The sequence below is a fragment of the Agrobacterium sp. YIC 4121 genome (assembly GCF_002008205.1).
Lineage (GTDB): Bacteria > Pseudomonadota > Alphaproteobacteria > Rhizobiales > Rhizobiaceae > Agrobacterium > Agrobacterium leguminum.
Map to the genome: position 1 here is coordinate 13024 of NZ_MRDI01000011.1, position 12753 is coordinate 25776.

Below are 12753 nucleotides of genomic sequence, written 5' to 3' on the forward strand. Positions count from 1 at the left end.
ATTGATTGGACGATGCGTTGGCAGATCCTCGGCACAAGGCCGAGGATGACGTCGAGTTTGGAGAGAGGTCTGCTACTTCTCAGACGTCCTTGTGGCCGCCTCCCGTCTTTTCGATTCTGCGCCTCTCCAGCAACTGAACAAAACCCTCAGGTAATAACGCTCGGCTCGCTACGGCCGGTATGGGCCTTGATGCCGGCGATCGTATCGGCAACGGAAATCAGGTCGGCAAGCGCCTCCTGCGTTTCGATGCCGTGACGGGCTGCATCCGCCTCGTATCGCTCGACATAAAGGCGAAGTGTGGCGCCCGCAGTACCCGTGCCGGAAAGGCGCAGCACGATGCGCGAACCGCCTTCGAACAGGATGCGGATGCCCTGATTTTTGCTGACCGACTGATCGACAGGATCGTGATAGGCAAAATCATCCGCCGCCGCGACCTTCAGATTGCCGTAGCTGGTGCCGGGAAGCGTGGCGAGTTTTTCGCGCAGGGTTGCGACCAGCGTGTTGGCGGCGTCCGAATCCACTTCCTCATAGTCATGGCGGGAATAATAGTTGCGGCCATATTCGGCCCAGTGTTTTGTGACGATGTCCTTCACGCTTTCCTTGCGCGCGGCGACAATGTTCAGCCAGTAGAGCACGGCCCATAGGCCGTCCTTTTCGCGCACATGGTTGGAGCCGGTGCCGAAGCTTTCTTCGCCGCAGATCGTCACCTTGCCGGCATCCATGAGATTGCCAAAGAATTTCCAGCCGGTCGGCGTTTCATACATGCCAAGGCCAAGCTTTTCGGCCACACGGTCCGCTGCCGCACTCGTCGGCATCGAACGGGCAATGCCGGAAATGCCGGCGGCATAACCCGGGGCCAGTTTGGCATTGGCCGCGATGATGGCGAGGCTGTCGGACGGGGTGACGAACATGCCCTTGCCGACCACCATGTTGCGGTCGCCATCGCCATCGGAGGCCGCGCCGAAATCGGGGCCTTCCGGGCTCATGACGTCGTCATAAAGCTCCTTGGCGTGGACAAGGTTCGGGTCGGGATGATGGCCGCCGAAATCCGGCAGCGGCGTTGCGTTGCGGACGGAGCCCTTCGGCGCGCCGAGGCGCTTTTCGATGATTTCCACGGCATAGGGCCCGGTGACGGCGCTCATGGAATCGACCACGACCTTGAAACCGCCGGCGATCAGCGCGCGGATGGCGGCGAAATCGAACAGTTCTTCCATCAGGGCGGCGTAATCGGCAACCGGATCGATCACCTCGACCGTCAGTTCGTCCACCTTGAAGCTGCCCACCTTGTCGAGATCGATATCGGCGGCGTCGGAAATCTTGTAGCTGTCGATGACCTTCGAGCGGGCATAGATCGCATCGGTGATCTTTTCCGGTGCGGGGCCGCCATTGCCGATATTGTATTTGATGCCGAAATCTTCGTTCGGGCCGCCGGGATTGTGGCTGGCGGAAAGCACGATGCCGCCAAACGCCTTGTATTTGCGGATGACGTTGGAGGCGGCAGGCGTCGAGAGAATGCCACCCTGACCGACCAGAACCTTGCCGAAACCGGCAGCGGCGGCCATTTTGATCGCCTTCTGGATGACTTCGCGGTTGTAATAACGGCCGTCGCCGCCGATCACCAGCGTCTGGCCCTGAAAGCCCTCAAGCGCGTCGAAGATCGACTGGATGAAATTCTCGGCGTAATTTTCCTGTGCGAAGACTGGCACCTTCTTGCGCAGGCCGGATGTGCCCGGCTTCTGGTCCTGATAGGGCTTCGTCTGAACGGTCTTGATCATTGTTTCAATGGCCTTTCGAAATAAGCTGGCTGTAAAGCGCGGCGTAAAGACCGGCGCTCTTTTCCCAGGAAACATCGGATTTCATTCCGAGTTTCTGCATTTGTGTCCATAGTTTCGGGTCGTGGTAATAACGGACGGTCCGGCGGATCGCCTGTTTCAGACCATCGAGCGTAACGGGTGAAAACTGCACGCCGGTCGCCGATTTATTGGCGATGGCGGCGTGGTTGGCGTCGATCACCGTGTCGGCAAGGCCGCCGGTGCGGGCGACGACCGGAATGCAGCCATAGCGTAGCGCATAAAGCTGGGTGAGGCCGCAGGGTTCGAAACGCGAGGGAATGATGATCGCATCGCAGCCCGCCTGCATCAGATGCGACAGCGGCTCGTTGTAACCGACAGCAACGCCGACGCGGCCATGGTGGCGGGATGCCGCCGCCAGAAGCGCGCCTTCCAGCGCCACTTCGCCGGCGCCCAGCACCACCAGACGGCCGCCGAGGGAAACGATCTCGTCCACGGCTTCCGCCATGAGGTCGATGCCCTTCTGCCAGGTGAGGCGGGAGATGATGCAGAAAAGCGGGCTGTCATCATCGTCGATGCGGAAATGTTCGGCGACAGCCTTCTTGTTCAGCGCGCGGTTCTTGAGATTGGTGGCCGAATAATTGTCGTGGATCAGATGGTCCGTCGCCGGGTTCCAGACATCGGCATCGATGCCGTTGACGATGCCGTGCAACACATGGGCGCGGCTGCCGATGACGCCGTGCAGGCCCATGCCGAATTGCGGGGTGAGGATTTCCTCGGCATAGGACGGGCTGACGGTGCTGAGCGCCGTTGCCGTCTGCAGCCCGCCCTTCAGGAAGCTCACATCGTTGTAATATTCGATGCCCTCCATGCCGAAGGCATGGGCGGGTAATGCAAGCTTGCTGAAGATATTCGCGCCGAACTGGCCCTGAAAAGCGATGTTGTGGATGGTGAGAAGGCTCGGAATCTCCGGCGTTTCGGCATAACGCATATAGACCGGCGCCATGGCGGCCTGCCAGTCATGGGCATGCACCATATCCGGCCGCCAGCCGGGAAGCGCGCCGGCGGCAATGCGGGCCGCAGCCAGCGAGAGCGCCGCGAAACGCTTCCAGTTGTCAGGGTAATCCTTGCCGGTCTGGTCGAGATAGGGGCCGCCGGAGCGCTCGTAATAGGCGGGCGCATCGAGAATGAGGAGGTCGAGCCCCTCATGCCGCACTTCGAGCACATCGGCTTTTTCGCCGAGCAGATCGGTAAATTCGAAACATTTGACGGGGTCCGTCACGGCGGCTTTCACCGCCGGATATCCGGGTATCAATGTGCGCGTCGTGACGCCATGGGCTTCCAGCGCTATGGGGAGCGCGCCGGCAACGTCGGCGAGCCCTCCGGTCTTGATCAGGGGATAGATTTCGGATGAAACCGAAAGGACATTCATGGGCTCTACAGGTCCAGCTTGTCGATCATCGATTGGGTGATAAGGCAGATGCCGTTTTCGGTGCGGCGGAAACGTTTGGCATCCAGTTCTGGGTCTTCTCCTACAATCAGTCCTTCCGGAATGACCACGCCATGGTCGATGACGACATTGCTGAGCTGGGCGTGACGCCCGATCTTCACACTCGGCAGTACTACGGCATTCTCAAGGCGGGAGTATGAATTTGCGCGCACCCCGGTAAACAGCAGGCTGCGCTGCAGGGAGGCGCCGGAAATGATGCAATCGCCGGAGACGACCGAAGACACGGCCGAGCCGCGGCGATTCTCGTCATCGTGCACGAATTTCGCCGGCGGGGTGATTTCCGCATAGGTCCAGATCGGCCAGGACTTGTCGTAGATATCGAGGTCCGGCACCACATCCGTCAGGTCGATATTGGCCTGCCAATAGGCGTCGATGGTGCCGACATCGCGCCAGTAAGGGCCATGCTCGAAATCCGAACGAACGCAACTATCGGCGAAGCGATGGGCGACAGCTTTGCCGTGTTCGACGATATAGGGAATGATGTCCTTGCCGAAGTCGCGGCTGGAAGTCGGGTCGGCGGCGTCGCGGCGCAGGGCTTCCATCAGGAATTTCGTGTGGAAGACATAGATGCCCATGGAGGCGAGCGCGAATCCTTCATTGCCCGGAATGCCCGGCGGATCGGCCGGTTTTTCAATGAAATCGATGATTTCGTCTTTTTCATTCACATGCATCACGCCGAAGCCGGTCGCTTCCATGCGCGGCACTTCAAGGCATCCGATCGTCACGTCGGCGCCGGAATCGACATGCTGCTGCAGCATGTATTCATAGTCCATTTTGTAAATATGGTCGCCGGCGAGGATGACCATATATTCCGGCGCATAGGGCTCGATGATGTCGATGTTCTGGTAGACGGCGTCGGCCGTGCCTTCATACCATTGCGTTTCGGAAACGCGCTGGGAGGCCGGCAGAATATCGAAGCTTTCGTTACGCTCGGGACGGAAGAAGTCCCAGCCGCGCTGCAGGTGCCGAATGAGGGAATGCGCCTTGTATTGCGTGGCGACGCCGATGCGGCGAATGCCGGAATTGAGCGCGTTGGAGAGCGCGAAATCAATGATGCGCGCCTTGCCGCCGAAATAGACGGCGGGTTTTGCCCGGCGGTCCGTCAATTCCTTCAGGCGGCTTCCTCTGCCGCCTGCGAGGACATAGGCCATTGCATCGCGTGCCAAAGGCTGAACTCTTTTTTCCGACATGGTGTCCTCCCTCTCTGTCTGTCAGTTTTCCGGCTCGAGCATGATCGTTGCGAGTGGCGGCAGGACGAGCATTGTCCCGATGTCTCCCCCGGCATCGACCGCCTGAACGCGTCCGCCATTTCCCTTGCCGCTGCCGCCATAAATTTCGGCGTCGGTGTTGAGAATCTCCCTCCACCGCCCCGCAAGCGGAAGCGGCACATAATAGTTTTCCCGATAGACCGGCGTGAGATTGCAGATGACCGCCACCGGCTTTTCACCCGGCGCCATGCGCAGCCAGGCGAAGACGGAATTGTCGTGGTCATCCACCACAAGCCAGCGGAAACCTTCCTGTTCGCAGTCGCGGGCGTGCAAAGCGGGTTTTGAACGGTAGGTGAGGTTGAGATCGCGCACGAGGCGGCGCATGCCCTCATGCATCGGATATTGGCGCAGGTTCCAGTCGAGCGAGCCCTTTTCGCTCCATTCGCTCCATTGTGCGAATTCCTGCCCCATGAACAGCAGCTTCTTGCCGGGATAGCCCCACATGAAGGCGTAATAGGACCGCAGATTGGCGAATTTCTGCCAGTCGTCGCCGGACATCTTGGCGATCAGCGATCCCTTGCCGTGCACCACCTCGTCATGGGAAAGCGGCAGCACGAAATTTTCGCTGAAGGCGTAAAGCAGGCCGAAGGTCAGCTCCTGATGGTGGAACTTGCGATGCACCGGCTCGCGCGAGAAATAACTCAGCGTATCGTGCATGAAGCCCATATTCCATTTGAAGCCGAAGCCGAGGCCGCCTTCGTGGACGGGCTGCGACACTTTCGGCCAGGAGGTGGATTCCTCGGCAATGGTCATGACGCCCGGATGGGTGCCGTAGACGAGGGAATTCATCTTCTGCAGGAAGCGGACGGATTCGAGATTTTCCCGCCCGCCATATTCGTTGGGGATCCACTCGCCTTCCTTGCGGGAATAATCGAGATAGAGCATCGAGGCGACGGCATCGACGCGCAGGCCGTCGAGATGGAATTTTTCGGCCCAATAAAGTGCGTTGTTGATGAGGTAGGACATCACCTCGATGCGGCCGAAATTATAGATGGCCGTGTTCCAGTCGGGGTGAAAACCCTGACGCGGATCGGCATGTTCGTAAAGCGCCGTTCCGTCGAACCAGCGCAAGCCGTGCTCGTCGGTTGGAAAATGCGCCGGAACCCAATCGAGCAAGATGCCGATGCCGACCTTGTGAGCGCCATTGACGAAACGCGCAAAGCCCTCCGGATCGCCGAAACGGGCGGACGGCGCATAAAGCCCGGTCGTCTGGTAACCCCAGGAAGGGTCATAGGGATGTTCGGTGATGGGCAGGAACTCGATATGGGTGAAGCCCATATCCGTGCAATAGGGAATGAGCTGGGCGGCCAGTTCGTCCCAGCTCAGGAACGTGCCGTCCTCGCGCCGCCGCCAGGAGCCGGCATGCACTTCGTAAATGCTGATCGGCTGGCGGCGCTGGTCCACCTGCGCCCAATGTTCCCGGTGGGCCTGGTCTTCCCATTTCTGGGTAAGTTCCGGTGCGGTAACGGAGGCGTTCTTCGGCCGCAACTCGGCGCGCCGCGCATAGGGGTCGGCTTTGAGGGGCAGAAGCTCGCCGTTTGCGCCGAGGATTTCGAACTTGTAGGCACAGCCGGCATAGACGTCAGGCGCGAAGATTTCCCAGATGCCGGTATCCTTGCGGAACCGCATGACATGCCGGCGGCCATCCCAATTGTTGAAATCGCCGACGACGGAAACGCGCCGCGCATTGGGAGCCCAGACGGCGAAGTGGAAGCCTTCGACGCCCTCGAGCTTCAGCGGATGCGCGCCCATCCTGTCGAAGAGCCTCAGATGCGATCCTTCGCGGACGAAATAATCGTCCATGGGGCCGAGAACCGGGCCGAAGCTGTAGGGGTCGGTCACCGCCCATTCGGCATCGTCGCGGCTGGCGCGATACCGCACCGGCTGGCGCTTCGAAAGATCGATCCGGCCTTCGAAAAAACCGTCCGGATCGAGCCGCTTCAATTCGCCCACGAAATTTCCGTCCAGCGTCAGGACGGAAACCTCCTCGGCGCCGGGAATGAAACAGCGGGCGGAAAACCCTTCCGGCGTTTCGTGAACGCCGAGAAGGGCAAAGGGATTGGAATGCAAACCGCTCTTGATCGCCTCGATTTCAGCCTTCGTGATGTCGCCAGTCTTTTTCTCTTCGGCCGAATTGAGCGGTTTTTTCATCAGGCTCTCCAGATCTCGGTGGCATATTGGCGGATTGTCCGGTCGGACGAGAACCAGCCCATGCGCGCCGTGTTGCGCACTGTCTTGGCATACCAGCTGTCCGGATCGCTCCAGATCGCGTCCACCTCGCGCTGCGCATTGGCATAGGCGTCGAAGTCGGCGGCGACCATGAACCAGTCGCTGTTGTAGATACCGTCGATCAGGCCGGCGAAACGGGAGCGGTCATCCGGCGAGAACACGCCGGAGGCGATGGAAGACAGCGCCTGCGACAGCTCGGCCGATCCTTCGATAATCGCGCGGGGATTGTGGCCTTCGGCGCGCGCCTTGGCCACTTCATCCGCCGTCATTCCGAAGATGACGATATTCTCCGCGCCGACATGATCGCGCATTTCGACGTTGGCGCCATCGAGCGTGCCGATGGTGAGCGCGCCGTTGAGTGCGAATTTCATGTTGCCGGTGCCGGAAGCTTCCATGCCGGCCGTCGATATCTGTTCGGAAAGGTCGGCGGCGGGAACCATGATTTCCGCAAGCGAGACGTTATAGTTCGGAACAAACACCACTTTCAGAAGCCCGCGCACGGCCGGATCGTTGTTGATGACCCGGGCAATATCGTTGGCAAGCTTTATGATCAGCTTCGCGTTGTGATAACTCGGCGCCGCCTTGCCTGCGAAGAACTTAACGCGCGGCACCCAATCCAGTTCCGGGTGAGAACGGATCTGATCGTAAAGCGCGACCGTTTCCACGAGGTTCAGAAGCTGACGCTTATATTCATGGATACGCTTGATCTGGATGTCGAACATGGCCGAGGGATCGACGCGGATGCCCATGCGCTGCGCGACAGTATTGGCAAGCCGCACCTTGTTCAGACGCTTTACCTCGGCAAACTTCTCGCGGAACCCGGCATCGTCGGCGAAACGGTCAAGTGCTGTCAGCTTTTCCGCATCGTCGAGGAAATCGTCGCCGATTGCTTCGCGCAGCAGGCTGGTGAGGCCCGGATTGCACTGCATCAGCCAGCGGCGCGGTGTGATGCCATTGGTCTTGTTGTTGATGCGCTCAGGATAAAGGCTATGCAGGTCGGCAAAGACCGTTTCCTTCATCAGGTCGGTATGAAGGGCGGAAACGCCGTTGATGGAATGCGAGCCGATGAAAGCGAGGTTGCCCATGCGCACGCGACGTTCGCCGCCTTCATCGATCAGTGAGATCGAACGGATCTGCTGATCCGCCATCTTCTTTTCCTTGCGGGCGTAGACCAGCGTGTTGGCGTTGATCGCATAGACGATCTGCATATGTCTTGGCAGAAGACGCTCGAGCAGCGGCACCGGCCAGCTTTCCAGCGCCTCCGGCAGAAGCGTGTGGTTGGTATAGGAGAATGTGCCCTGCGTGATCTTCCACGCTTCCTCGAATTCCAGCCCGTGCACATCGCACAGAAGACGCATCATTTCGGCGATGGAAATGGCCGGATGCGTATCGTTGAGCTGGATCGAGACCTTCTCGGGCAGCGAGGTGAAATCGGGATATTGCTGCAAATGGCGGCGCAGAATGTCCTGCAGCGAGGCGGAGGAGAAGAAGAACTCCTGGCGCAGGCGCAGTTCCTGACCGGCCGGCGTCGCATCGGCGGGGTAGAGAACCCGCGTCAGGCTTTCCGCCTTGTTGCTTTCGCGCAATGCGCCGATATGGTCGCCGGCATTGAAGGCGGCCAGCAGAATGGGGTCGATAGGCTGCGCCGACCACAGGCGAAGCGTATTGACGCGGGTGCCGCGCCAGCCGACGACCGGCGTGTCGTAAGCCATGGCGATCACGCGTTCTGCCGGTTTCCAGACGAAACGCTGCGGATCTTCATAACCGCCGATGGTTTCCACCGAGCCGCCGAAGCCGACCTCATAGGAGCTTTCGCGGCGCTCGAATTCCCAGGGGTTGCCGTGCGCCAGCCAGGTTTCCGGCAGTTCCACCTGCCAGCCATCCGCCATCTGCTGGCGGAAGAGGCCATGCACGTAACGGATGCCGTAGCCATAGGCGGGAATGTCGACGGTCGCCATGGATTCCATGAAACAGGCCGCAAGCCGGCCGAGGCCGCCATTGCCGAGCGCCGCATCCGGCTCCAGCCCGGCGATGACATCCAGATCGACGCCGAGCGAGGACAGGGCATCGCGGATTTCGTGCATCAGGCCGATATTGGAGATGGCGTCGCGCATCAGGCGGCCGATCAGGAATTCGAGCGACAGATAATAAACGCGCTTGGAATTATTGGCATAAGCCTTGCGGGTGGATTCCATCCACTTGTCGATGATGCGGTCGCGCACGACGAGGATGGTTGCGGTCAGCCAGTCATGCGGCTTGGCAACCTTGACATCCTTACCGATACGGTAGGTGAGGCGTTCGATGATTTCCGACGCCATGATTTCCGGGTTGGAACTGCGCGGGGCGGGACGGGGAAGATCGGCGGCGTTAAGATTATTGATCATTGGTCGGTCAGCACCTTGGTGGGAGGAGAGGGTCTGAGAGGTTGATCCGGCTTGCCTTTACTGATGCCAGTTTATGCATCGATATGGAGGCGTGGCAACAGCAATTTTTTCGGAAAATTGAACAGCTTAGCGCAATGAAAAATAAGTGTTTTTCTCGGCGCCCAAAGGATCGCCGAAGGCATTGATCGCCCTGTCTGCGCCGTTCTTCAGCGAATTTTCTTGGTCCTTGCGATGCCGGGCATCGCTCGGAAAAGGGGAAGAGGCTGCAATACTTCTGAAATGGTTCACCGGTCCTGAAATCTGTTTCGAACTATCGGATCACACACTAGCCTTCGCGGTTGCGAAAATTCAATGAAAATAAACAGGGCAGCGCCGCTGCCGCGCCGAACTGCGGCGCGGGTGTAAAAACCGGCTGCGATCATCGCCAGTGGCGCTGTTTACGGCAGGAGAAAAGGCTCCATCGCCATCTCGCCGGCGCGGATCGTCACCCTGGTATTGGGGGGAACGGCGCACCAGGGCGCGCAATCGAAGGAAAAGGGTTCGGAACTCAATGCGATGCCGTCATCAAGCCCGCGCCAGTAGAGTGTCGGCGGCTTGTCGTCGCTCGACCAGCGGAAGGCATGCAGGCAATCGCCATCCATAAGAACTGCGCTGAATCGCAGTGCGGAAGAAACACCTGCCGCCATCATCTTTTCCTGGCAAAGCTGCAGCGCGGTGGAAATGGCGCGAACCGGCTCGGTATCGAGGCCATGCCCGGCGGCGATGAGGAAGATCGCTTCGCTGTCGCCGGTGCCGCGTCGCGACGCATAGATATCGTCGGGGATGAGGGAATCGATGTCGCGCCTGATCTGCTCGTAACCGCCGATCTGGCCGTTATGCATGAACAGGTATCGCCCATGCGCAAAGGGATGGCAGTTGGCGCGGGACACTTCGCCTGACGTGGCGGAGCGGACATGGGCCATGAACATGCCCGAGCGGAGTTGGTGGCAAAGCGCCGCCAGATTGGCGTCGGACCAAGCGGGCCTCGTATCGCGAAAAACGCCGGGCGTTCCGCGTTCGCCATACCAGCCAAGACCGCAGCCATCGCCATTGACGACGGTTTTCGCTTCCCTTGCGGCCATGGACTGGCTGACCAGCGATGCTTCCGGCTCGATCAGCAGACTGTCGAGCCAGACCGGCTTACCGGAATAGGCAAAGAGGCGACACATTCATGCGGCTCTGTTCAGGGCCTTGTTTCCGAGCGCGAAGCCGACGGCGGCCTTCGCGTGAATGGCGGTCGAATCGTAACCCGGCAGCGGCAGGGCATCGGGATCGATCAGCAGCGAAATCTCGGTGCAGCCGAGAATGACGGAATCGACGCCGAGTGCGCGGGCCTTCTCGATGACCGCGAGATAGCGCTCGCGCGAGCAGGACTTGATTTCGCCCTGGCAAAGTTCACCGAAGATGATGTCGTGGATCGCGGCGCGGTCTTCCGCATCGGGCACGACCACCTCTACGCCATGGCGGCGCATGCGGTCGGTGTAGAAACCATGTTCCATCGTGTAGCGGGTGGCGAGCAAAAGCGGCTTGCGGCGTCCGTCCGCCTTCAGGGCTGCGGCGGTTTCATCGATGATATCGATCAGCGCCACGCCGGACATCTTCTCCACGGTGTCCGCGACCAGATGCATGGTGTTGGTGCAGATCAGCACGCAATCGGCGCCCGCATTGGCAAGGCGCGCGCCGGCAGCGCCGAGAAGGGCACCGGCCTCATCCCAGCGATCGGCCTTCTGAAGGGCGACGACCTCTGAAAAATCGAGCGAATGCATGACGATGTCGGCCGAAACCAGCCCGCCGCGGCTGTCACGCACGGCCTCGTTGATCATGCGGTAATAGGTTGCGGTGGATTCCCAGCTCATGCCGCCAATCAGGCCGATCCGTTTCATAAGAGTTCCCTTATCAAGTTTGATTGAAATAATAATGCCATCCTCTGGGCGAAAACGGCATGCGTTTTTGCACGGATTTCGCGGCGTAGGTGCAAAATTGGGGCGCACTTTCTCTAAATATCGCAAATTTCTTGCGCAGTTGTGTTAACCTGTGCATTCTTAGCCGATGATTGATGACCGTGACCGCCGAATCCTTGCGATTCTCCAGGAAAACGCAGAAACGCCGCTCGCCGATATTGCGGAGGAAGTGTCGCTGTCGCTATCCGCCTGTTCGCGGCGCATTACGCGGTTGCGGGCGGAAGGTTATGTGACGGGTACGATGGCGCTGCTCGACCGACGCAAGATCAACCTGCCGACCACGGTTTTCCTGCTGGTGAGAACCGGCCTGCATGCGGAGGACTGGCTGGACCGGTTCCATGCCGCCGTCAGCACCATACCGGAAATTGTCGAGGTTCACCGGCTGACCGGCAATTTCGACTATATTTTGAAACTCGTGCTGCCGAATGTTGAATATTACGACACGATCTACAAACAGATCCTGCGCCGCGTCGAGCTTTACGACATGTCCGCCTATATCTCGATGGAAACGGTGAAGCTGTCGTCTTCGCTGCCGACGACACATATCTGAGCGATCATCGAGCCTTGATCAGCGCCCCGTCTCGAAACGAACACCGAAGCGGAAGCTTCGCGTCTCGCCCGGTTGCAGTGTAATCGCATCCGAGAGTTCCGGCTGGTTGAAGGCGTTGGTCGGCGTTTCCACCGGTTCGAGCGCGATGGATTGGCGCCTGTCGCGGGCGAGCGTATCGCCGGTGAAGACATGCATGTGCCCGCGCTCCTGCCATACCGTCAGGCTCGAGCCGTCGTGCCGGTTTTCGAGCCTCGTCTCGTAAAGCCCGTTTTCGGATGCGATGAGGTCGGTGAAGCAGACATCGAGCACATGGCCGGCCAGCGGCGTATGGAGAAAGCGGGTGTCGTCCCGTTTGATCATCCCGCCCTGTGGGTCCTGCAGGGGGATCAGATCCTCGTCTGTTTCAATTGCCGTTCGCGAGGGCAGCGTGAGGAGAAGATCATCGATAGACGTGGTGCCGGGCAGCCGGAAATAGGGATGCCAGCCGGCGGCGAAAGGCAGGGGCCGGTCATCGCGATTGATGCCGCGTATGTCGATGGTGACCCCATGGCCGGCGAAACGATATTCCACCTCGATGGCAAGCCGATAGGGATAACCCATGAAATCCGCAGGCTCTATTTCGGCGCGGAAGACGAGAATGTGAGCGCCGGTTTCCTCGAAAGACTCGGCAAGTGCGAAGGGCAGGGCTCTGGCAAATCCGTGGAAGACGAGGGCTTCATGGGCAAGCACCGGTTCAATGTGGTGCATCTGCCCGCCAAAACTGAACCGACCATCCGGGATGCGATTGGTAAAGGGGGCGAGAATGCCGTTTCTCACGCCATTTTGCGACTGCATTTCGGCAGGCGTCGAATATCCGTCGACAAGATTTTCACTTTTGCCGCCATCGGCAGAGACCGGCCGCCAGCTTAAAAGCGTCGCGCCCTCGTAAGCGATTTCGGCAGTGAAACCGTTTCCAGAAACGGTCAGACCGGCAATCCCCGTGCCTGTGGTGGAGGGTGTCATCGGGAAATTGTCCTTTGCAT

Annotated in this window: 9 protein-coding genes; 1 reads left to right on the plus strand and 8 read right to left on the minus strand. The window is 59.6% G+C overall.

Features of this window, described 5'->3' with window-relative positions; translation table 11 throughout:
• Positions 1-146: 146 nt before the first annotated feature.
• The 7 genes from BTE54_RS12000 to BTE54_RS12035 form a co-directional block, all read right to left on the minus strand.
• Positions 147-1775, minus strand: a complete 1629-nt coding sequence (locus BTE54_RS12000; protein WP_078052610.1) for an alpha-D-glucose phosphate-specific phosphoglucomutase — start codon at positions 1773-1775, stop codon at positions 147-149.
• A gap of 4 nt (positions 1776-1779) precedes the next feature.
• Complete coding sequence (gene glgA / locus BTE54_RS12005) at positions 1780-3222, minus strand: glycogen synthase GlgA (RefSeq protein WP_078052611.1); 1443 nt, start codon at positions 3220-3222, stop codon at positions 1780-1782.
• A 5-nt stretch (positions 3223-3227) separates the two neighbouring features.
• Positions 3228-4490: a glucose-1-phosphate adenylyltransferase gene (glgC, locus tag BTE54_RS12010; RefSeq protein WP_003522150.1), complete on the minus strand. Its 1263-nt coding sequence runs from the start codon at positions 4488-4490 to the stop codon at positions 3228-3230.
• A gap of 21 nt (positions 4491-4511) precedes the next feature.
• Positions 4512-6719 carry a 1,4-alpha-glucan branching protein GlgB gene (gene glgB, locus BTE54_RS12015; RefSeq protein WP_078052612.1) on the minus strand — a complete coding sequence of 736 codons (2208 nt, stop codon included), beginning with the start codon at positions 6717-6719 and terminating at the stop codon, positions 4512-4514.
• Positions 6719-9181, minus strand: a complete 2463-nt coding sequence (locus BTE54_RS12020; protein ID WP_078052613.1) for a glycogen/starch/alpha-glucan phosphorylase — start codon at positions 9179-9181, stop codon at positions 6719-6721. The genes glgB and BTE54_RS12020 overlap by 1 nt, the downstream gene beginning before the upstream one ends.
• 437 nt (positions 9182-9618) lie before the next feature.
• On the minus strand, positions 9619-10389 hold the full coding sequence (locus tag BTE54_RS12030; RefSeq protein ID WP_078052614.1) for a class II glutamine amidotransferase: 771 nt from the start codon (positions 10387-10389) through the stop codon (positions 9619-9621).
• Positions 10390-11103 (minus strand): aspartate/glutamate racemase family protein, encoded by a 714-nt coding sequence (locus BTE54_RS12035; protein WP_035223929.1) that lies wholly within the window; start codon positions 11101-11103, stop codon positions 10390-10392.
• Positions 11104-11269: 166 nt separating this feature from the next.
• On the opposite strand from BTE54_RS12035, the gene BTE54_RS12040 reads away from it, so the two are divergent.
• The gene (locus BTE54_RS12040) at positions 11270-11731 is read left to right on the plus strand and encodes an Lrp/AsnC family transcriptional regulator (RefSeq protein ID WP_003522155.1); all 462 of its coding nucleotides are present in this window, start codon (positions 11270-11272) and stop codon (positions 11729-11731) included.
• A gap of 18 nt (positions 11732-11749) precedes the next feature.
• Here the strand turns inward: BTE54_RS12040 and BTE54_RS12045 are convergent, their stop codons facing one another.
• Positions 11750-12733, minus strand: coding sequence for an aldose 1-epimerase (locus BTE54_RS12045; protein ID WP_078052670.1), 984 nt, complete (start codon positions 12731-12733; stop codon positions 11750-11752).
• Positions 12734-12753 lie beyond the last annotated feature (20 nt).

Excerpts from the sequence above, each read along its gene's own strand:
- BTE54_RS12035 (WP_035223929.1), bottom strand. The coding sequence starts at position 11,103 with ATGAAACGGATCGGCCTGATTGGCGGCATGAGCTGGGAATCCACCGCA.
- BTE54_RS12040 (WP_003522155.1), top strand. The coding sequence starts at position 11,270 with ATGATTGATGACCGTGACCGCCGAATCCTTGCGATTCTCCAGGAAAAC.
- BTE54_RS12000 (WP_078052610.1), bottom strand. The coding sequence starts at position 1,775 with ATGATCAAGACCGTTCAGACGAAGCCCTATCAGGACCAGAAGCCGGGC.
- BTE54_RS12045 (WP_078052670.1), bottom strand. The coding sequence starts at position 12,733 with ATGACACCCTCCACCACAGGCACGGGGATTGCCGGTCTGACCGTTTCT.
- BTE54_RS12020 (WP_078052613.1), bottom strand. The coding sequence starts at position 9,181 with ATGATCAATAATCTTAACGCCGCCGATCTTCCCCGTCCCGCCCCGCGC.
- BTE54_RS12030 (WP_078052614.1), bottom strand. The coding sequence starts at position 10,389 with ATGTGTCGCCTCTTTGCCTATTCCGGTAAGCCGGTCTGGCTCGACAGT.
- glgC (WP_003522150.1), bottom strand. The coding sequence starts at position 4,490 with ATGTCGGAAAAAAGAGTTCAGCCTTTGGCACGCGATGCAATGGCCTAT.
- glgA (WP_078052611.1), bottom strand. The coding sequence starts at position 3,222 with ATGAATGTCCTTTCGGTTTCATCCGAAATCTATCCCCTGATCAAGACC.
- glgB (WP_078052612.1), bottom strand. The coding sequence starts at position 6,719 with ATGAAAAAACCGCTCAATTCGGCCGAAGAGAAAAAGACTGGCGACATC.